Source organism: Thalassolituus sp., assembly GCF_984348125.1.
In genome coordinates this window covers 126,236-146,382 of sequence record NZ_CFHJLR010000001.1, presented here as the reverse complement: position 1 = coordinate 146,382, position 20,147 = coordinate 126,236, and the positions used below count along the sequence as shown (strand labels likewise).

Here is a 20,147-nt window from a genome sequence, read left to right as displayed (position 1 = left end):
TGCCACCTTCTGGATTTGCAAATCTTAAAGCTGCAAATACAAGTAAGGCCATATCATAAACCATCCTGTTAGCGATGATTACATGAGTATGGCCTCGATAAACAATGAAACAAGCCAGATTTGTGTACTTACGTTAACCAGCAGCAGGTCTCATGTAAGTGATTGGCGAGGTCTCTGTATCTGTAAACTCAACAAATTCCCAGGCATCTTCCTGCTGAAGCAGCTCACGCAGCAGTCGGTTGTTGAGACCGTGACCAGATTTATGGCCAACGAACTCACCGATCAGGCTGTGACCAAGAAGGTAAAGGTCACCAACCGCATCCAGGATCTTGTGCTTAACGAACTCGTCGTCGTAGCGCAGACCATCTTCATTGAGTACACGATAATCGTCTACAACGATCGCATTTTTAACGCTACCTCCCAGAGCCAGGTTCTTAGAACGCATGTACTCCAGGTCTTTGGTAAAGCCAAATGTGCGAGCGCGGCTAACTTCTTTGACGTAAGAAGTCGATGAGAAATCAAGACTGGCAGTCTGAACACTCTGGCGGAAAACAGGGTGATCAAAATCAATCTCGAAACTCACTTTGAAACCTTCATAAGGCACAAATGAAGCGACTTTATCGCCTTCACGCACCTCAACTTTGCGCTTGATACGAATGAACTTCTTCGGTGCTTCCTGCTCAGCAATACCCGCAGATTGCAGCAGGAACACGAACGGGCCAGAACTACCATCCATAATAGGTACTTCCTGCGCGCTCAGTTCAACAATCGCATTATCAATACCCAAGCCAGCCATTGCTGAAAGCAAGTGCTCAACTGTATCGACTTTCGCGTTGTCTTTGACCAGCGTTGTAGACAAGGTGGTTTCACCTACCTGCAAGGCAGTCGCTGGAATGTCGATGATCGGATCAAGATCAACGCGGCGGAAGATAATGCCACTATCCACCGGGGCAGGCTTCAGCGTCAGGTAAACTTTCTCACCTGAGTGCAGCCCCACGCCGGTCGCGCGGATGGTGTTATTAAGAGTGCGTTGTCTTATCATCGGACATTCCTGACATTATTGAACATTTATCGTACAATTGCCGTGTATTATACCAGCAGATTACTAACACGCCAGTGTGTGTTTGTTAATCAGCCTGGCGACGCAAGAATGCTGGGATATCGAGGTAGTCCATATCCGGGTTCTCGCCTGAGTCCAGCTTCCGAGCTGCGTTGCCCGCCTGACGGCTAACCGTCGGACGATCAAGCTCACGATAGTCTGAAGAGGTTTCAGGTGCACGGCTCTGAGCCGTATTATCGACAACCTTTGTCGGCTTTGGTTCCTCAACTACCTGAGATTCCCCCAAACCAGTTGCAACTACAGTCACACGCAGCTCGTCAGTCAGGTCAGGATCAATCACTGTACCGACAACAACAGTCGCGTTTTCAGAGGCAAACTCTTCAACCGTCTCACCCACTTCACTGAACTCACCCAGTGACAGATCAAAGCCAGCAGTTACGTTTACCAGAATACCTTTGGCGCCACGAAGATCGACATCTTCTAACAGTGGGCTGCCGATGGCTTTTTCAGCGGCTTCGCGTGCACGGTTCTCACCAGTCGCACTACCGGTGCCCATCATCGCTTGTCCCATTTCAGACATAACAGTGCGTACGTCTGCAAAGTCGACGTTGATCATACCTGGACGGGTAATCAGATCGGCGATGCCCTGAACCGCGCCCTGAAGGACATCGTTCGCCGCTTTAAAGGCATCAAGAAGAGAAGTACCTTTGCCCAGAACGGAAAGGAGTTTCTCATTTGGAATAGTAATCAGGGAGTCTACATGCTCAGAAAGCTGTTCGAGGCCCTGACCAGCGATTGCCATGCGCTTTTTCCCTTCAAACGGGAATGGCTTGGTTACCACCGCTACGGTAAGAATACCGAGTTCTTTTGCAACTTCTGCAACTACTGGAGCACCACCAGTTCCGGTGCCGCCTCCCATACCTGCAGTAATGAATACCATGTCTGCTCCACGCAGAGCTTCTGCGATACGCTCACGGTCTTCCATTGCCGCTTCACGGCCAACGTTCGGATTCGCACCCGCGCCCAGACCTTTGGTCAGGCCGTTGCCCAATTGAATTACTGAACGAGAATCAACATTACGCAGCGCCTGAGCATCTGTGTTAGCGCAAATAAAATCGACACCATCAATCTGGCTTTCGACCATATGCTGAACAGCGTTACCGCCGCCACCACCAACACCGATTACTTTTATTACTGCATTCTGCTGCACATCATCTGCAAGCTCGAACATATCACCTTCTCTTGTATGAGACATAGCATTATCTCCTATTTTCCGCGCGAGTATATTTAATATTAAAAATTATCTTTAATCCATTCTTTTATGCGGCCAAATGGATTTTTTTTATCTTCCTGAACCACTTTATTTCGGGATTTTTTATATTCCTGTCCGGCAGCATATAAAAGCAACCCAACCGAGGTGGAATAAATCGGATTATCTATCTCTCCTGACAGGCCGGAAACACCCACAGGACGAGCAAGACGAACTGGCATATGAAAGATTTCTTCGGCCAGTTCTACGACACCTTCCATTTTCGAAGTGCCACCTGTAAGGACAATCCCAGCAGCAATAAGATCCTCAAAACCACTGCGTCTTAATTCCGCCTGAATCAGGGTAAAGAGTTCGTCGTAACGAGGCTCAACAACTTCAGCTAAAGCCTGACGGGAAAGATCCCGTGGCGGTCTGTCTCCCACACTGGGCACTTTTACAGTTTCGTCCGCTTTGGCTAATTGTGTAAGCGCACACGCATACTTCATTTTAATTTTTTCGGCATGCTGAGTAGGCGTGCGCAATGCCATGGCAATGTCATTCGTTACCTGATCACCGGCGATTGGAATAACAGCAGTGTGACGTATTGCACCTTCAGTAAAAATTGCGATATCCGTTGTGCCACCACCGATGTCGACCATGCAGACACCAAGCTCACGCTCATCGTCAGTCAGTACCGAATAACTCGATGCCAACTGCTCCAGAATGATGTCGTCTGTTTCGAGGTTGCAGCGCTGTACGCAGCGCTCAATATTCTGAATAGCGTTGACTGACCCTGTCACGAGGTGCACCTTGGCCTCAAGGCGGACACCTGCCATACCAACAGGTTCTTTAATTCCTTCCTGGCTGTCGACGACATATTCCTGGGGCAGGACATGCAGGATCGACTGGTCCTGCGGTATCGCTACAGCTTGCGCGGCATCAATAACTCGCTCGATATCCATCGGTGTTACTTCCCGATCTTTTACTGCAACAATCCCGTTAGAGTTCATTGAGTGAATGTGACTTCCAGCGATGCCTACATAGACAGAATGGATAGTACAACCAGCCATCAGTTCGGCTTCTTCAATCGCACGCTGAATCGAATGAACCGTAGATTCGATGTTCACTACGACGCCTTTTTTCAGACCGCGACTTGGGCAGCTGCCAAGACCAACAACTTCAATATTGCCGTCGACGTCTACTTCACCAACGATCGCGACGACTTTCGAAGTTCCTATGTCCAGCCCGACCAGCATTCGCTTCTGCTGCGTTGTGCTCATCAACCTTTCTCCTGCTCAGTACGCCACTGAATCGCAGCGCCTTTTCCGTATCTCAAATCAACTGCACTGACTTCGTCAGCAGGCAGCCCTGTTAGTAATTTCTTCAGCCTCAAGGCTCTCTTCTCAAGATGAGCGCTGCCAATAAAAACATCCCACTCATTGCTTAAGTGAAGACTCATCGACCCTGTATCAGAGATATCAAGGCGTTGAATTTTAATATTACTGCCACCCATTACCTGCTGTACTAAACGGAAGCTCTTAATGGATTCGTCGAGATATTCGTCATTTCCATCTATAGCCGCCAGTTTATCGACGTTAAAATGCTCAGGTATCGACATTAAATCGCCATTAATTCCAATTATTTGACTCCCATTCCAAACCGCCATGGGAATATCCTCAGATACATTAATTTCAATACGATCTGGCCAGCGTTTTCTGACCTGTACATTGTGTATCAAAGGCATATTTAAAATACTGTCATATACCGAATTAAGATCCGCAGAATAAAAGCCATCTCCAAGCACCCAACTGACCTGATTTTTAATATCATCAGGTGACCAGACAACCAGATTTCCCTTTACTTCGATCCTTTCAATCAGCCACTGATCCATCATCTGGCGTCCACCAAAGAACAAACCAAGTAGAACAACGGGTAGCACCGCCCAGCCAAGCGTATTCACCGACATCCAGGCCGGCAACCTGAGCTGAATTTTCCGCTTAGGCTGTTTTTCGACCTTTTTCGTAGCGCCGCGTCGTGCTGCTGCCTTCTTAGTGGCCATGACGCTCCACCGCTTCCGCCAGCAGGCGAGTTACCAACTCAGAAAAGTCCATACCTGATGCCTTTGCTGCCATGGGAACCAGGCTGTGATCTGTCATACCCGGGCTTGTATTGGCCTCAAGTAACCAGAAAGCACCATCAGCATCCTGCATTACGTCAATACGTCCCCACCCGGCTGCGCCAAGCACATCAAACGCTTTGAGTGCGAGGGACTGAAGCGCTTTCTCTTCGCTTTCACTCAAGCCACATGGCAATAAGTATTCAGTATCGTTCGACTGATATTTAGCGTCGTAGTCGTAGAACTCGTGGGAAGTACGCAACTGAATCACGGGCAATGCTTCACCATCGACAATAGCCACTGTGAATTCGCGCCCTTCAACCCAGCGCTCCGCCAGCACAAGACCATCGTATTCACTGGCAAATTCATAACTTGATTTCAGATCTTCTGCATTGTGCACGCGCCGCATACCAATACTTGAACCTTCGCGGGCGGGCTTAACAATAGCGTTAGCATCAAGAGCTTCATTGATCGCTACCCAGTCTGAGCTCGCATCTAATAAATAGGCATTTGGCGTCGGTAACTGAGCCGCCATCCAGATCATTTTTGTGCGCCACTTATCCATTGCGAGAGCAGACGCCATGACGCCACTGCCTGTGTATGGTTTATCAAGCCACTCAAGCACACCCTGAATAGTTCCGTCTTCTCCGCCACGGCCATGCAAAGCGATAAAGGCAACATCAAAATCCAGTTCAGTCAGCTGACTGATGGCATGCCCTTGAATATCGACACGAACAACGTTGCCCCCCACACTCTCAAGTGCATCAGCAACGGCATTCCCGCTACGTAATGAAACCTTCCGCTCCGCAGAGGTGCCGCCCATTAATACGGCAATTTTTCCCAGAGATTCGATGCTCACGCGTCAACCTCCTTTAACCAGTCACTCAGGTTTTCAGCGATATTTACCGCGATACCGCCAATGTCGCCGGCGCCCTGAGTTAACAAGAGATCGCCGGGGCGAAGTATTGTCTGCAGAGGTGTTTTGAGCGATTCATCGCGCTCAATAAATACCGGATCAACAGGACCGCGCTGACGGATAGTGCCGCACATTGAGCGGCCATCAGCGCCTGCGATCGGTTTTTCGCCGGCCGGATACACTTCCATCAACAGAAGCGCATCGGCATCACTGAGAACACGAACGAAATCTTCATAGAGATCACGGGTACGTGAGTAACGATGGGGCTGAAATACCATAACCAGACGGCGATCCGGGAACCCTTTGCGAATAGCATCAAGAGTGACCTCAAGTTCACGAGGATGATGACCGTAATCATCTACCAGCATGACATCGCCATCTCCCAGCGGCACAGTACCGTTTATCTGGAAGCGGCGACCAACGCCTTCGAATTGTTCCAGCGCACGTACAATTGACTGCTCATCAACACCTTCATCTTCGGCAACAGCAATCGCTGCAAGCGCATTCAGAACATTGTGTTTTCCCGGCATCCGCATACGAACTGAAAGAGGTTCTTCTTTACCCGAGCGATGAACATTAAAACTGGTGAATATACCGTCCTGCTTGAGATCTGTAGCACGATAGTCTGCATCATCGGAGAAACCATAGGTTGTTACCTGACGGCTCAGGCCTGGCAGAATACTTCTGACATTGTCGTCATCAATGCAAACAACAGCGAGACCATAGAAAGGTAAGTTGTGCAGAAACTCAACAAAGGTATTTTTTAGTTTCTCAAAGTCACCGCCGTACGTGCTCATGTGGTCGGCATCAATATTAGTGACTATAGAAACCATAGGTTGCAGATGAAGGAAGCTCGCATCACTTTCGTCTGCTTCGGCAACCAGATAACGGCTTAATCCAAGACGGGCATTCGCACCAGCGCTATTCAACTTGCCACCAATAACGAACGTAGGATCAAGTTTTGCTTCAGCGAGTACAGAGGTCACAAGGCTGGTTGTTGTGGTCTTACCGTGTGTTCCGGCAACTGCAATTCCATGACGGAAACGCATCAGCTCAGCCAGCATTTCTGCACGACGAACAATCGGTACCCGGCGCGCAAGTGCAGCGCTTACTTCGGGGTTTGACTCGTCAATCGCGGTAGATACTACGAGTACATCTGCTTCGCTGATATTCTCTTCTTTGTGACCAATAAAAACTTCTGCACCAAGAGTCTGGAGACGCTGAGTTACGACAGAGTCTTTCAGGTCAGACCCTGTAATCCGGTAACCCTGGTTCAGCAGCACTTCAGCAATACCGCACATACCAGCACCGCCAATGCCCACAAAATGGATTACTCGAATCCGGCGCATTTCTGGAATCATATTCACTAAATCTGAGGGGTGTTTATTGCTCACGTGCAAACCTCCTGACCTGCTCAACAACTTTCTCTGTGGCATCGGTCATAGCTAACCCACGAGCTTTAATCGACATATCGCGCAACAAAGCACGATCCTGTTCGAGCTGTAACCATTGCTGCGACAACCAGCCAGGCGTCAATTCGTTCTGTTGACGAATAATCGCAGCACCTTCTTTTTGCAGGTACTGAGCATTAACTGTCTGGTGATCATCAACGGCATACGGAAATGGAACGAAGATGGCAGCGCAACCCGCCGCTGCGACTTCTGAAACAGTGAGTGCGCCAGAACGACACACAACAAGATCAGCCCAGGAATACGCAGCGGCCATATCGTCAATAAAAGCCGTGACTTCCGCTTCAACACCTGACTCGGCATACATAGCCTGTACTTCATCGATATTTCTTTTGCCAACCTGGTGTCGTAAATCCGGGCGCTGCTCCGGAGAAAGCATGCTCATGGCTTCGAAAACCGCATTATTCAGAGCAACGGCACCAAGACTGCCACCGACCACTAACACACGTAATCTGCCTTCATGGAATTCACGCACATCGGGTGCAGGAATCTGAGCGACTTCTTTGCGAACCGGATTTCCAGTGACAAGTGCACCATCAAGGGCTCCGGGAAATGCCTGCATCGTGACGGCCGAAAAACGTTGCAACAGCTTATTAGTCATACCCGCATATGCATTCTGTTCATGGATCAGGAGAGGAATTCCCTTCAGCCAGGCCGCAATTCCACCAGGCCCTGTCGCATAACCACCCAGTCCGACAACCACAAGCGGCTTTATTTTACGAATAACCGAAAGCGCCTGAGCGACCGCTTTCATTATTTTAAGTGGAGCACCGATCAAACCGAGCTTCCCTTTACCGCGAAGCCCCGCAATATTAATCGTATGTAAAGGAAATCCATTAGCAGGCACGAGGTCCGCTTCGATGCCGGCGGATGTTCCTAACCAATGGATTTCATATCCCTGCTCTTTTAGCGCATGGGCAACAGCAAGTGCCGGAAAAACATGACCACCGGTTCCCCCTGCCATCATGAGGACCACTTTACTCACTTTCGTCCTCCTGTTCTGATTGATTCCCCTGACGTGCCAATTGAGTTTCATAGGTGACACGCATGACAATACCCACCATGGCGCAGCACATCATTAAGCTACTACCGCCGTAGCTGAAGAAAGGCAGAGTAAGGCCCTTGGTCGGAAGGAGGCCTGTATTTACGCCGAGATTAATAACAATCTGCAGCCCAAGAAGCGCAGCAAGACCGGTAGCCACGTACGAGGCATACATCAGCCCCTGCTTCTGTGCTTCCCAGGCGATATTCCAGATACACGCAACCAGATAGCCCAGCAAACCAAGCGCAACCAGTCCGCCAATCAGACCCGTTTCTTCAGCCCAGATCGCAAAAACAAAATCGGTATGTGCCTCGGGGAGATAAAATAGTTTTTGAACACTTTCACCAAAACCAACCCCAAATAACTCGCCACGACCAAACGCGATCAATGATTGTGTCAACTGATAGCCCGTACCGTAGACATGTTCAGGCGCCCATGGGTTGAGATACGCAAGCAGACGATTAACCCGATAATCTTCACTTCCCACAACCAGTACACCAATCACAATGGTGGCAAACGTCAGCAGGAAAAATTGCCCGGCCTTAACGCCTCCAAGGAACAGCATGATCATGGCTGCTCCAAGCAAAACTACGACGGCACCGAAGTCAGGCTCCATAAGTAAAAGGCCAACCATCGCACCTAAAATACCCAGTGGTTTCAGGAAGCCCGACCACTGACTTTTCACTTCATCTTCCCGACGCACCAGGTACCCGGCGACATAAAAAACTGCGCCGACCTTCGCCAGCTCTGAGGCCTGAATTTTAATAATGCCCAGATTCAACCAACGCTGACTGCCGTTTACCTCGTGGCCAATACCCGGCACAAAGACCAGTATCAATCCGAGTATGCCGGCAAGAAGCAGCAAGCCATCGAACTTAGCCCAACGTGCCATAGAAATCTGAGAAGTTGCGAACGCGACTGCGATTCCAGCAGCAAGATAGACAGCATGTCGAATTGCGAAATATGCAGGATTACCCGTGTAGTCCTCAGCAATACCTGTCGATGCCGAGGCGACCATCAACCAGCCAAGTACCAACAAGGCTAGCCATGGGTAAAATAATGAACTGTTCTGTTGCCAACGGAGTGCATCCATATTCATGACAATGCCTCCACACAGCTGCGGAAAAATTCACCGCGATGAACGTAATTGCGGAATTGATCAAAGCTTGCGCATGCGGGCGAAAAGAGCACGGTATCCCCTGCAGCGGCATTCTCACTCGCTGCAGCCAATGCCTCGGCCAGAGTATTGAATACACCGTTTACCACTGTCGCTGGCAGCGCAGATTGCATAATCGCCCGGTCGGCACCGTAAAGATAAACACCGGCCACCTGCTTCTCGCAGGCAGCTGCCAATTCCGCAAACGTCTGACCTTTGCTTTCGCCACCGGCAATTAACCAAAGGTCACCCGAGGTAACTGGCTCAAGGCCCTGAATCGCAGCAACGGTAGAGCCTTCATTAGTACCTTTTGAATCGTTGATGTATTCAACGCCCTTCAGTAAGGCCACATGCTGGCAACGGTGGTCGAGGCCTTTGAAGTTCTTCAAGCCATCGAGGCATTTTTTCAGATCAATATTCAGGTCTGCCTTCAATGCGTTGATAAACGCCAGAGCAGCCAGCGCATTAGCGACGTTGTGCATACCACGAACGGAAAGCTCCGACGCTCGAATCAGACGCTCACTACCATGGGCCAACCACAATTCATCGCCTTCGTAAGTAATACCGAAGTCGTTGCTGGCCGGACTATGCAGAGAAAACTTTGTGGAAGACTGAGGTACAGACAGCGCCGGTAATGTATGGTCATCATCGCCGTTAATTACTGCACACTTAGCATTCTGAAAAATACGCTGTTTGGCTCTTTCATAATCAGCCATACCAGCATAACGATCCATGTGATCTGGTGAGATATTCAGGATACCCGCGACTTCCGCCCCCAGATTCCGCGTAGTTTCTAACTGAAAACTCGAAAGCTCCGCGACATAAACATCAATATTGGCGGGTTGCGTCAGCAGATCCAGCACAGGGACGCCAATATTTCCACAAGCCGCTGCTTTTACTCCTGCCGCATTCAGCATATCCGCTACGAGAGTGGTGACTGTGCTTTTACCGTTAGAGCCAGTAATCGCAATCACTGGCTGGGTACGATGCTCCGCAAATAACTGAACATCTCCAGAAATAGTAACTCCGCGCTCAGCCGCAGCAATAAAAACCGGGGTATTTACATTAATGCCGGGGCTGACCACCAATTCATCATACTGTGAAAGTGTTTCTACATCCGGGAGACCCAAAGCAATCTCAACGCCTGGAAACTCGCCACGGATGCTATCAATGGTTGGCAACTCAGTTCGTGTATCACAGAGACTGAATTTATAGCCGCGCGACTGACAGAAACGCGCACACGACAACCCAGTCAGCCCAAGGCCAACAATGAGGTAGTGTTTAGTGTTCACGGTTGCTGTCGTCATTTCAGTTGATACCTTCGCAATCAGCGAATTTTTAACGTTGCCAGGCCAATCAATACCAGAATGATGGTAATGATCCAGAAGCGCACAATAACGCGCGGCTCAGGCCAGCCTTTTAGTTCAAAGTGATGATGCAATGGCGCCATACGGAAAATACGACGGCCGGTAAGCTTGAATGAAGCTACCTGTAGAATGACCGAAACTGTTTCTGCCACAAAAATACCGCCCATGATGAAAAGAACGATTTCCTGTCGGATAACCACTGCAACAATGCCCAGTGCCGCTCCGAGCGCCAACGAACCTACATCCCCCATAAATACCTGAGCCGGATAGGTGTTAAACCAAAGGAAGCCGATACCCGCACCGACAATCGCCGCGCAGAAAACTGCCAGCTCACCGGAGTCAGCGATGTAAGGAATATGCAGGTAGTCTGCAAAGTTCACGTTCCCTGCCAGATAGGCACATACACCCAATGCTGCAGCCACCATCACAGTCGGCATAATGGCCAATCCATCAAGACCATCCGTCAGGTTTACCGCGTTACTGGAGCCGACCACCACAAAATAAGTGAGCACTACAAACATCAGTCCCAGCTGTGGCATAACGTCTTTAAAGAACGGAACAACAAGCTGAGTCTCCTGGGGAGACTGTGCACTGTAGAAGAGATATGCGCCGGCAATCAGTGCCAGAACCGACTGCCAGAAATACTTCCAGCGACCAGGCAGACCTCGGGAATTCTTTTCCACGACTTTGCGGTAGTCATCCACCCAGCCAATCGCACCAAAGGCCAGCGTAACAAGCAGTACTAACCAGACGTAACGGTTCTCGAGATCCCCCCAGAGCAATGTACTCAAGGCAATAGATAACAGAATTAATGCACCGCCCATGGTTGGCGTGCCCGCCTTACTCAGATGAGATTTAGGACCAACCTCACGGATCGCCTGACCAATCTGGTATTCGCGTAACTTTCGGATAACTACCGGACCTAAAATCAGCGCAACCGCAAGTGCTGTACCTACTGAAAATATTGCTCTCAGCGTCAGATAAGTTACCACGCCGAACCCGGAGTGGTACTGTGCAAGCCATTCACCCAGCCATAGCAACATAGTCAGTCTTCCTCTTTATCTGCCAGCGAATGAACCACCTGATCCATTCCTGCACTGCGGGACCCTTTGACCAACAAGGTGTCGCCGCTTTTAGTTGTTTTTGTTAGAAATTCAGTAACGGCCTCGCGGTTTTCAAACCAGTGTCCGTTATCTCCAAATGCCTCTACCGCCGACTTGCTTAAGGGGCCAGTCGCTACCAGGCATTCAATATTCTGATCCTTCGCATAGTTCCCTACCCGGACGTGCATTTCAGTCGCAGTATCGCCCAGTTCACCCATGTCTCCCATGACCAGTATTCGCCGGCCCTCTGCCAGCTTAAGAACGTCGATCGCAGCACAGAAAGACTCAGGATTTGCGTTATACGCATCATTAAAAATAACCTGACCTCGCTGACCCTCGCAGCACTCAAGACGCCCTGCAACAGCAGAAGACTGCTCAAGTCCTGCTTTAATTTCGACTGATGAAAAGCCAAGGCTGGATGCTGCGGCAGCGACAGCCAATGCGTTACGAACGTTATGCAAACCAGACAGCGAAAGAGAAACAGAAACCGACTCGTCTGGAAGCACCAGGGTAAACTCACTTCCGGTCAGCGACTCACAGATATCTTTAGCAGTAACATCAGCTCTATCGCTGAAACCAAAAGAGATAACGTTGAGAGCAGTCGCACGATTCAGCCATTGAGTGAAATAATGATCGTCGGCATTAAGCACCATGGTGCCCGACGGCGTCACGGCATCAATCAACTCACCTTTCGTCAACGCAATATTGTCAATCGAGCCAAACCCTTCGAGATGTGCAGGCACCACGTTGGTCAGAATGCCAACTTCAGGGCGGGTAAGGCGTGCGGTATAGGCAATTTCTCCCACAGCACTGGCACCCAGTTCAATCATTGCAGCCTCATGCTCAGGCTGTAGGGACAATAAAGTCAGTGGGGCTCCGATATGATTATTCAGGTTGCCCTGTGTAATCAGGGTCTTATAACGTTGATTTAATACTGCCCCCATCAATTGCTTAACGGTTGTCTTGCCAGCGCTTCCGGTTACTGCAACGACTCGCCCGTTAAACTGATCACGATGCCAGGCTGCGATATCCGCCAATGCAAGCAGAGTGTCTTTTACTTTTATCTGAGGCAGATCAACGGCCAGCTCGCGTTCAGTAAGCATTGCCAGAGCACCGGCTTCACGAGCATTTTCCGCAAAGTTATGGCCGTCGAAACGATCACCCTTCAGAGGAATATACAGGCTGCCTTTCTGAATGGTACGAGTGTCAGTAGAGACCGCCAGACATTGTCCGTGAGCACCTTCTGAGAGCAGTTCTCCATTGGTAATTTCTACAATTTCTGCCAGAGAAGGATTACGAAGCATATCCACCTCCAGCGCGCTGGTAACCTAGTGACAGCAACACTGCTTCATCACTGTAATTATACTTAACGCCCATGATGTCCTGATAGTTTTCATGACCTTTACCCGTAATCAACAGAACACCATCTTCTGGTGTGGCTTCGATAGCCGCAGTAATCGCCGCAGCTCGGTCATGTATATACGTAAAATCCGACGCGTCTGGAGAATCAGAAACGTCGTTAAAAATTTGTTCTGCAGATTCAGTACGGGGATTGTCATCTGTCAACCAAACGTTATCAGCCAAAGATGCGGCACTAGCCATAGGCGCCCGTTTAGATCTGTCGCGATCACCACCGCAACCAAAGACAAGGGATAACGTTTTACTCAATGGAGCGAGACTTTTTATCGCAACGCCAATAGCATCCGGCGTATGGGCAAAATCGATAACCGCTTTGCAAGCACCCGGTTTCGTGTAAAGCGCCATTCGACCGGCTACGGGTTGTAGAGTTTCAGCTTTAATCAACAAATTACCGAAATCTTCACCAGTCACAGCCAACGCAGTAACAGCAGCAGCCAGATTCGCAACGTTAAACTCGCCGAGAAGTGGTACGTAAACATCTTCCGTTCCCCAAGGAGTCTGAAGTTCCGCTTTCATGCCATCCGCTGTAGCACCTACCCTATGAAAAACCACATCCGCACTGATGTTTTTCTTAGAAGAAAGTGTCAGATAGTGATCACAGAGAGTCGGCATACTGATCAGACGAGCACCATACTCATCATCAATATTTATAACGGCCGATCTCGCTTTATCTTTATCAAAAAGTGCTGCCTTTGCGGCAAAATAGTTTGCCATATCACCGTGATAATCGAGATGGTCCTGGGTAATGTTAGTCAACACCGCAACGTCGAAAATTAACCCAGCAACACGTCCCTGATGCAGACCATGCGATGACACTTCTAGCGCTGCTGAATCAGCACCAGATTGTGCAAACTGATCGAGCAAACGGTACACAACACATATATCAGGTGTCGTATTTTTCGTTTCTTCGAAATCAGGAAAAAAGCCATTACCCAGCGTACCGATTACGCCACAGCATTTACCGCTAGCAGCAGCCAGCTGAGCGATAAACTGAGTAACGGATGATTTTCCATTTGTGCCCGTCACGCCGTAAAGAGTCAGTGATTCGTAACCTGGATAACGCTTCTTGAGCCAGTCTGGCAATTGCTTCTCTAACTCAGATACCGGGAAAACCGGTACGGTTCCAGCTTCACAACGGAACATTTCTGCATTTTCAGAAAAAACAGCGACTGCGCCAGCTTCAATTGCAGCAGAAATAAACGCCTGTCCGTGTGACGTGTGCCCCTTGCGCGCAATAAACAGGTCACCGGGTTGAATATCACGACTATCAGTATGAATATGATTAAATTCCCGATCCCACTCAGGTGGCATAAACATGCTGCCAGCGGTTAATTCTGAGAGTTTCATCGCGAACCCCCAGCAACCTGCAGCCATTCATCTTCAACCGGCGCATCAGGTATTACCTGGCGTAAGCGCAAAGCCTGCTCCATAACGCGTGAGAAAACCGGAGCTGCGACTTCACCGCCATAGTATTCTTTACCCTGAGGCTCATCGACGATGACTACCAGAACCAGCTCAGGATCCGAGATCGGGGCAATACCAGCAAACACCGCGGTATATTCTGAATCTTCGTAGCCTCCACGACCCACTTTATGAGCGGTACCGGTTTTTCCTCCGACAAGGTAACCCTCAACAGCAGCACGTTTGCCAGTTCCTTTAGGACCAACAACTGTGCCCAGCATATCGAGTATCTGGCGTGCAGTTTTTTCTGACATAACGCGTTCACAAGACTGCTGACCCACTTGCGACATCAACAGCGAGACATGCTCGCGACAGCCGTCGGTAAAACTGGTGTAGGATTCAGCGAGCTGCAGCGGAGATACAGAAAGACCGTATCCATAAGATACGGTCGAAAGGCGGAGGTCATCCATTTGCTCTGGATAGGGCATACTCCCGACAGCTTCCCCCGGAAAGCCCAATGTTCCCGGGCGCCCTAATCCAGCGTGATCGAAGAACTGCCACATAGAATCGGCGCCAAGATCCTGAGCTAATTTCGATACACCAACGTTACTTGATTTAGTAATAATTCCTGTCAGATCCAGTTCACCATAATTACGATGATCACGAATCGCTTTTCGCTTAACTCTGATCCAGCCCGGAGAGGTATCTACTATGGTACCTGGTGAATAGCGGCCACTTTCGATGGCGGCGGCCACGGTGAAAGGCTTCATCGTTGAACCCGGCTCAACCAGATCGGCCACTGCACGGTTGCGCATATTGCCTGGTTTGAGATCTGCACGATTATTTGGGTTATATGATGGCTGACTGACCAGTGCCAGTATCTCTCCTGTTTTAGCATCCAGCATCACTGCACTGCCAGCTGTCGCTTTATGTGACTGTACCACCGCTTTTAATTCACGATACGCAATGTACTGCAGACGCAGATCGATGGTCAGTTGCAGGTCATGACCTGGCTCAGCAACTGCCTTTACACCAAGCTGTTTAATTACATTGCCATACAGATCTTTTACAACCTGGCGTGATCCTTCTTTCCCTGACAGGTAGTCATCAAAAGCAAGCTCGAGACCTTCCTGACCTTTACCGTCAATATTGACCAGACCCAGCGTATGAGAAGTAACTTCAGCGGCAGGATAGTAACGACGGTAATCAGTATCGCCATATAATCCGGCAATTTTTTTACCGAGAACACGAGAAGCAACCTCAGGCTCAACCTGACGCTTTACAAAATAAAAACTACGTCCCTGACGTTGTGCACGTTCGACACGACGTTTCAGCTCTGCGGCATTAAGCTCAAGAAGAGGGGCAACCTGAGATAATTCCGAAGTATTTACTTGCTGAGGGTTTACCCACAGCGTAGTAACCGGGGTACTGACCGCCAAAGGCTCACCATGACGATCCACAATCATGCCACGAGATGCTGGCTGGACTTCACTGCGTACGGTTCTTTTTTCGCCTTGCTCAAACAGGAATGGCTGCTCAACGGTGTGCAGCATTACCAGGCGCGCAGCGACAGCGAAAAGTAGCAGAGCAAACGCACCCAGCACCAGCGCAAAGCGCCAGCGTTGAATACCTTCTTTCAACTCGTTTTCTTCAAGTGCCATCAGCGGAAAACCCGTGTATTTTCTGGTTCTTTCATTCCGAGACGCTTGCGCGCCAGTGTGTCAATCCGTCCGTGTGCTGTCAGCGTACTTTTCTCAAGCACAAGGCGACTATATTCCTCTGCCAGGGTCTGACGCTCGGCATCAGCTTTCTGCCAAACCTGCAGTAAATCCCGATTCCAGGTCACAACACTTAATTGCGATATTGCAGATATAAGCACTGCGCTCCAGAGCACTACACTTCCCCATGTCATGTCAGGCGCTCAGCAATTCTCAATACTGCACTACGAGCGCGAGGATTACGGTCAATTTCGGCTTTGGTTGGCATAATCGCTTTACCGATTTTTTTCATCGTTTTGCCAAGCTGATCTTCCATCACAGGCAGGCCCGGTGGTAAATCTTTTCCCTTTTCCTGCGCACGGATAAAGCGTTTCACCATGCGATCTTCTAGAGAGTGAAAACTAATGACAGACAAACGCCCTTCCGGCAAAAGAAGATCGACACTATCGGCCAGCACAGTCTCCAGATCACCCAGCTCGTTATTCACCGCAATTCGTATTGCCTGAAAAGCACGAGTCGCTGGATGCTTGTGCTTTTCCCATGCTGGGTTTGCGTGCTTAATAATTTCGGCAAGCTGAAGCGTGCGATTAATCTCTTCGTTTTTACGCTTTTCAACGAGCACTCTTGCCATACGTTTCGCAAAGCGCTCTTCACCGTACTCTTTCAGTACTCGGGCAATTTCAGACTCGGGCATTGTAGCCACCCACTCTGCGGCGCTCATTCCAGCATCAGGATTCATGCGCATATCGAGTGGGCCATCTTTCATAAAACTAAAACCGCGTTCAGCATCATCTAACTGTGGGGACGAAACACCCAGATCCAGAAGGATGCCGCTCACTTTCTCAATACCCAGTTCAGCGAGTGCAGACCTCATATCAGCAAAGCTGGACTGCACGATCTGAAAACGCCCATCTTCAGCCGCCAGTTCGTTACCACTTTCAATAGCGCGAGGATCTTTATCGAAACCGATAAGGCGTCCTTCTGCGCTCAGTTTGCTTAGCAACTGACGACTATGACCTCCCCGGCCAAATGTACCGTCTACGTAAACCCCATCAGGATCAGTAACGCAGCCGTCCACAGTCTCATTCAGTAAAACAGTGGTATGTGCTAACTCAGGAGAAATGGTCACAGGGAAATACTCATTATTTGTTCAGACAGCTGACTCTCGTCGTTCACCTGTTCCAGATATTCATCCCGGGTACCTTCCCAGGAGGCCTTACTCCACAACTCCAGCTTCTTACCCTGACCGATCAGAACCGTTTCTTTTTCAAGGCCCGCGTATTCGCGCAATGCTGCCGGGAGCAGAATCCGGCCACTGCCGTCAATTTCGACATCCGTAGCATGACCTACGAGCAAGCGCTGGATGCGACGCGCACGAGGGTCAAACGTAGGTAGGGAGGTGATTTTCGCTTCAATTTCTTCCCATTCATTAACGGGATAGATAAGTAGAGAACGCTCTTCGGTATCGATCGTCACAACCATATGGCCACCACAAAGCACCGCCAGGCGTTCCCGGAACTTAGCCGGGATCGCCAGGCGCCCTTTGGCGTCCAGATTGATCGTGTTTAAACCGCGAAACATGCGTCCGTCCTTAATCCATGTGGGTAAGTACTAACATCAACAACTTCCCACAATTACCCACTATTCTCCACAATTAGACACTATAGGAATCAGACTGCCCCTTTGCAAGCGTTTGGAGGGTGTGAAATCACCTATTTTTTTTAATAAACACAAGGACTTAGCCAAGGTGGGGGAAATGGTGGGAAGAAGTGGGGGGTAAAACCCAAACGAAGCACCCCACCTGCGATTGATAGTTAAAGTAACTTATTAAGTTAGTGGCCACTTACACGGTTTTAGACAATTTTATTATATGAGAGTGACCACTAACAAACTTAAGTTCTTAGCACCTTTTGAGACAGCGATTACCAACGCCCTACCCGGTAGGAGTCATCGCAGAAAAAACTGGCCAGAGTCATCGGAAACATAAGGACAATGCGGGGGCAGACGTTTTACACTCGGCGGACTTTCTAAGGAAACACTGCACAGAATGAAACATTTGTTGCTCAAGCCGTTCATCAAAGGGTCAATGGTCTTACTTCCCCTGCTGGTCACTGTGTGGTTGCTATGGTCAGCCTTAACCTCCCTCAATGATCTTGGAGTGAGGGCACTGCAACTCGTACATCCTGACCTGGTACTGTTTCCTGGCATGGGCGTGATTGTCATGCTGGTGACCTTGCTTACGGTTGGTCTGGCGTTTCAGCTGAATCCAATCAACTGGGTCTATCAGTATGTTGAGGATGCCTTCCTGCGACTGCCTCTGGTCAAAACCCTGTATGGCGCAGTGAAAGACTTCGCGGCCATGTTTGACGGAGACAAACCAAAGGCACAAAAGGTGGTTCTGGTCGAGATGCCGGGTATCGGTCAGCTTGTGGGCTTCGTGACCGCAGATCACGTACCGGAGCAGGTTGCAGAAAGTGCACACGCGGACAACCTTTTGCCGGTCTATCTGCCGATGAGCTATATGGTAGGTGGATACACCCTGTTCTTACCTCAGGATCGCCTGACCTTCGTCGACTGGTCAGTTGAGGATGCAATGCGCTTCGCGGTAACGGCGGGTATTTCACAAAGCCAGGCTCGTCATCGTCATCACGACGACCACAACAGTGCACCTGAAAACGCCCCAGCTGCCGACGATCAAGCTGAACCACAAAAAGAACACCCCCAGACAGGCAATGTCTGAACCAGGGGCGCCAGGATAATCAAATCTACGGCTTCCCTTCTGGCCCTGGTCCAGTTATTCGCCCAGAGTCTGGGCCAGTGCGCCAACCATGTTACTGGTCAGGAAAGCAAGATCGCCGTCACGCATGATGTATGGCGGCATAACATAGAAGTTGTGTGCGAAGGGCCGCACCCAGATACCACGATCGACACAGGCAGGCTGAAGTCGCTTCACATCGACCGGATCTTTCAGTTCAATTACGCCGATGGCGCCCAATACCCGCACGTCCGCGACACCATTCAGCTCAGAGGCTCGACTCAGACCCGTCTTAAGTCCCTGCTCAATTCCTGATACCTGCTCTTTCCAGTTGTTCTCCATCAGCAGATCAAGACTGGCACAGGCAACACGGCACGCCAACGGATTAGCCATGAAGGTTGGCCCATGCATAAAGCAGCCGGCCTCACCACGACTGATGGTCTCTGCGACTTCGGTAGTCGCCAGTGTCGCCGCGAGCGTCATGTACCCACCGGTAATGGCCTTGCCGACGCACATAATGTCAGGGCTGATACCTGCATATTCACAGGCAAACAGCTTACCGGATCGTCCAAAGCCCGTTGCGATCTCATCAGCGATCAGCAGAACACCAAACTCATCACATAGGGCGCGTGCCTGACGCAGATACTCTGGGTGATAGAAGCGCATGCCCCCTGCCCCCTGAACAACGGGTTCAAGAATCAGGGCCGCAATGCTCTTATGAGTCTTTTCGAGAGATTCTCTCAAAGGCGCAATGTCATCAGGGTTCCATTCTTCTTCAAACCGCGTCTGAGGCGCAGGAACGAAAAACTGCTCGGGCAGAATACCGCTGAAGAGGTGATGCATTCCCCGCTTGGGATCACAGACAGACATGGCTCCGAGCGTGTCGCCATGGTAACCGCGCTCCAGTGCCAGCAAGCGGGTTCTTGTCGTTTCACCCCGTGCATGCTGGTACTGAATGGCCATTTTAATCGCGACCTCGACCGACACCGAGCCGGAGTCCGCAATAAACACTTTTTCCAGTCCGTCGGGCGTCAGAGCGACAAGGCGCCGTGCCAGCTCAATCGCCGGTCCATGCGTAAGACCGCCGAACATAACATGACTCATCCGTTCAGCCTGTTCGTTCAGCGCCGCATTTAATACCGGATGATTGTAGCCATGAACCGTGCACCACCAGCTCGACATGCCATCAATCAATTCCCGACCGTCCTGAAGTTTCAGTCGCACCCCTGAAGCACTGACCACCGGCCAGGTATACCCAGGATCAGTCATTGAACTGTACGGATGCCAGACATGCTCACGGTCATAATTAAGGTCGGGTTGTATGAAATGAGAGGTCATGTGTTCTCCTGAGATTCTGGCTGTACTCCCGTCAGGCC

The 20,147-nt window shown here is 50.0% G+C and carries 18 protein-coding genes; 1 reads left to right on the top strand and 17 read right to left on the bottom strand.

Features of this window, described 5'->3' with window-relative positions:
• Positions 1 to 133: 133 nt before the first annotated feature.
• From lpxC to mraZ, 16 genes are all read right to left on the bottom strand, one after another.
• The gene (lpxC, locus tag AC5E51_RS00635; RefSeq protein WP_491777947.1) at positions 134 to 1,042 is read right to left on the bottom strand and encodes a UDP-3-O-acyl-N-acetylglucosamine deacetylase; all 909 of its coding nucleotides are present in this window, start codon (positions 1,040 to 1,042) and stop codon (positions 134 to 136) included.
• 85 nt (positions 1,043 to 1,127) lie between these two features.
• Entirely contained in the window at positions 1,128 to 2,291 is a 1,164-nt protein-coding gene (ftsZ, locus tag AC5E51_RS00630) for a cell division protein FtsZ (protein WP_068439466.1), read from the bottom strand.
• A gap of 62 nt (positions 2,292 to 2,353) precedes the next feature.
• Positions 2,354 to 3,589, bottom strand: a complete 1,236-nt coding sequence (ftsA, locus tag AC5E51_RS00625; protein ID WP_068439464.1) for a cell division protein FtsA — start codon at positions 3,587 to 3,589, stop codon at positions 2,354 to 2,356.
• Positions 3,589 to 4,275 (bottom strand): cell division protein FtsQ/DivIB, encoded by a 687-nt coding sequence (locus tag AC5E51_RS00620; protein WP_301377036.1) that lies wholly within the window; start codon positions 4,273 to 4,275, stop codon positions 3,589 to 3,591. Before AC5E51_RS00620 ends, ftsA begins: the two co-directional genes overlap by 1 nt.
• Before the next feature lie 82 nt (positions 4,276 to 4,357).
• Complete coding sequence (locus AC5E51_RS00615) at positions 4,358 to 5,284, bottom strand: D-alanine--D-alanine ligase (RefSeq protein WP_076513636.1); 927 nt, start codon at positions 5,282 to 5,284, stop codon at positions 4,358 to 4,360.
• Positions 5,281 to 6,702 (bottom strand): UDP-N-acetylmuramate--L-alanine ligase, encoded by a 1,422-nt coding sequence (gene murC / locus AC5E51_RS00610; RefSeq protein ID WP_273092257.1) that lies wholly within the window; start codon positions 6,700 to 6,702, stop codon positions 5,281 to 5,283. The genes AC5E51_RS00615 and murC overlap by 4 nt, the downstream gene beginning before the upstream one ends.
• A 22-nt stretch (positions 6,703 to 6,724) precedes the next feature.
• Positions 6,725 to 7,795: an undecaprenyldiphospho-muramoylpentapeptide beta-N-acetylglucosaminyltransferase gene (gene murG / locus AC5E51_RS00605; RefSeq protein ID WP_301377037.1), complete on the bottom strand. Its 1,071-nt coding sequence runs from the start codon at positions 7,793 to 7,795 to the stop codon at positions 6,725 to 6,727.
• Entirely contained in the window at positions 7,788 to 8,951 is a 1,164-nt protein-coding gene (gene ftsW, locus AC5E51_RS00600) for a putative lipid II flippase FtsW (RefSeq protein ID WP_068439673.1), read from the bottom strand. The genes murG and ftsW overlap by 8 nt, the downstream gene beginning before the upstream one ends.
• Positions 8,948 to 10,315, bottom strand: a complete 1,368-nt coding sequence (gene murD / locus AC5E51_RS00595; RefSeq protein WP_491777946.1) for a UDP-N-acetylmuramoyl-L-alanine--D-glutamate ligase — start codon at positions 10,313 to 10,315, stop codon at positions 8,948 to 8,950. Before murD ends, ftsW begins: the two co-directional genes overlap by 4 nt.
• A gap of 20 nt (positions 10,316 to 10,335) precedes the next feature.
• The gene (gene mraY, locus AC5E51_RS00590) at positions 10,336 to 11,418 is read right to left on the bottom strand and encodes a phospho-N-acetylmuramoyl-pentapeptide-transferase (protein ID WP_297532448.1); all 1,083 of its coding nucleotides are present in this window, start codon (positions 11,416 to 11,418) and stop codon (positions 10,336 to 10,338) included.
• Between the two features lie 2 nt (positions 11,419 to 11,420).
• On the bottom strand, positions 11,421 to 12,782 hold the full coding sequence (locus AC5E51_RS00585) for a UDP-N-acetylmuramoyl-tripeptide--D-alanyl-D-alanine ligase (RefSeq protein WP_297532450.1): 1,362 nt from the start codon (positions 12,780 to 12,782) through the stop codon (positions 11,421 to 11,423).
• Positions 12,772 to 14,244 carry a UDP-N-acetylmuramoyl-L-alanyl-D-glutamate--2,6-diaminopimelate ligase gene (locus tag AC5E51_RS00580; RefSeq protein WP_491777945.1) on the bottom strand — a complete coding sequence of 491 codons (1,473 nt, stop codon included), beginning with the start codon at positions 14,242 to 14,244 and terminating at the stop codon, positions 12,772 to 12,774. Before AC5E51_RS00580 ends, AC5E51_RS00585 begins: the two co-directional genes overlap by 11 nt.
• Complete coding sequence (locus AC5E51_RS00575) at positions 14,241 to 15,959, bottom strand: peptidoglycan D,D-transpeptidase FtsI family protein (RefSeq protein ID WP_491777944.1); 1,719 nt, start codon at positions 15,957 to 15,959, stop codon at positions 14,241 to 14,243. The genes AC5E51_RS00580 and AC5E51_RS00575 overlap by 4 nt, the downstream gene beginning before the upstream one ends.
• Complete coding sequence (gene ftsL / locus AC5E51_RS00570) at positions 15,959 to 16,210, bottom strand: cell division protein FtsL (protein ID WP_297532456.1); 252 nt, start codon at positions 16,208 to 16,210, stop codon at positions 15,959 to 15,961. Before ftsL ends, AC5E51_RS00575 begins: the two co-directional genes overlap by 1 nt.
• Positions 16,207 to 17,139: a 16S rRNA (cytosine(1402)-N(4))-methyltransferase RsmH gene (rsmH, locus tag AC5E51_RS00565; protein WP_488072825.1), complete on the bottom strand. Its 933-nt coding sequence runs from the start codon at positions 17,137 to 17,139 to the stop codon at positions 16,207 to 16,209. Before rsmH ends, ftsL begins: the two co-directional genes overlap by 4 nt.
• 2 nt (positions 17,140 to 17,141) lie before the next feature.
• Positions 17,142 to 17,597 carry a division/cell wall cluster transcriptional repressor MraZ gene (gene mraZ / locus AC5E51_RS00560; protein ID WP_076513608.1) on the bottom strand — a complete coding sequence of 152 codons (456 nt, stop codon included), beginning with the start codon at positions 17,595 to 17,597 and terminating at the stop codon, positions 17,142 to 17,144.
• A 466-nt stretch (positions 17,598 to 18,063) separates the two neighbouring features.
• Here mraZ and AC5E51_RS00555 point away from each other — a divergent pair, with 466 nt between their 5' ends.
• On the top strand, positions 18,064 to 18,756 hold the full coding sequence (locus AC5E51_RS00555) for a DUF502 domain-containing protein (RefSeq protein ID WP_491777943.1): 693 nt from the start codon (positions 18,064 to 18,066) through the stop codon (positions 18,754 to 18,756).
• Positions 18,757 to 18,810: 54 nt separating this feature from the next.
• Here the strand turns inward: AC5E51_RS00555 and bioA are convergent, their stop codons facing one another.
• Positions 18,811 to 20,109 (bottom strand): adenosylmethionine--8-amino-7-oxononanoate transaminase, encoded by a 1,299-nt coding sequence (gene bioA / locus AC5E51_RS00550; protein ID WP_491777942.1) that lies wholly within the window; start codon positions 20,107 to 20,109, stop codon positions 18,811 to 18,813.
• Between the last annotated feature and the right edge of the window lie 38 nt (positions 20,110 to 20,147).

Coding starts and splice junctions, on each gene's coding strand:
- lpxC (WP_491777947.1), bottom strand. CDS start 1,042: ATGATAAGACAACGCACTCTTAATAACACCATCCGCGCGACCGGCGTG.
- ftsZ (WP_068439466.1), bottom strand. CDS start 2,291: ATGTTCGAGCTTGCAGATGATGTGCAGCAGAATGCAGTAATAAAAGTA.
- ftsA (WP_068439464.1), bottom strand. CDS start 3,589: ATGAGCACAACGCAGCAGAAGCGAATGCTGGTCGGGCTGGACATAGGA.
- AC5E51_RS00620 (WP_301377036.1), bottom strand. CDS start 4,275: ATGTCGGTGAATACGCTTGGCTGGGCGGTGCTACCCGTTGTTCTACTT.
- murC (WP_273092257.1), bottom strand. CDS start 6,702: ATGATTCCAGAAATGCGCCGGATTCGAGTAATCCATTTTGTGGGCATT.
- ftsW (WP_068439673.1), bottom strand. CDS start 8,951: ATGAATATGGATGCACTCCGTTGGCAACAGAACAGTTCATTATTTTAC.
- murD (WP_491777946.1), bottom strand. CDS start 10,315: ATGACGACAGCAACCGTGAACACTAAACACTACCTCATTGTTGGCCTT.
- mraY (WP_297532448.1), bottom strand. CDS start 11,418: ATGTTGCTATGGCTGGGTGAATGGCTTGCACAGTACCACTCCGGGTTC.
- AC5E51_RS00585 (WP_297532450.1), bottom strand. CDS start 12,782: ATGCTTCGTAATCCTTCTCTGGCAGAAATTGTAGAAATTACCAATGGA.
- AC5E51_RS00580 (WP_491777945.1), bottom strand. CDS start 14,244: ATGAAACTCTCAGAATTAACCGCTGGCAGCATGTTTATGCCACCTGAG.
- AC5E51_RS00575 (WP_491777944.1), bottom strand. CDS start 15,959: ATGGCACTTGAAGAAAACGAGTTGAAAGAAGGTATTCAACGCTGGCGC.
- ftsL (WP_297532456.1), bottom strand. CDS start 16,210: ATGACATGGGGAAGTGTAGTGCTCTGGAGCGCAGTGCTTATATCTGCA.
- mraZ (WP_076513608.1), bottom strand. CDS start 17,597: ATGTTTCGCGGTTTAAACACGATCAATCTGGACGCCAAAGGGCGCCTG.
- AC5E51_RS00555 (WP_491777943.1), top strand. CDS start 18,064: ATGAAACATTTGTTGCTCAAGCCGTTCATCAAAGGGTCAATGGTCTTA.
- bioA (WP_491777942.1), bottom strand. CDS start 20,109: ATGACCTCTCATTTCATACAACCCGACCTTAATTATGACCGTGAGCAT.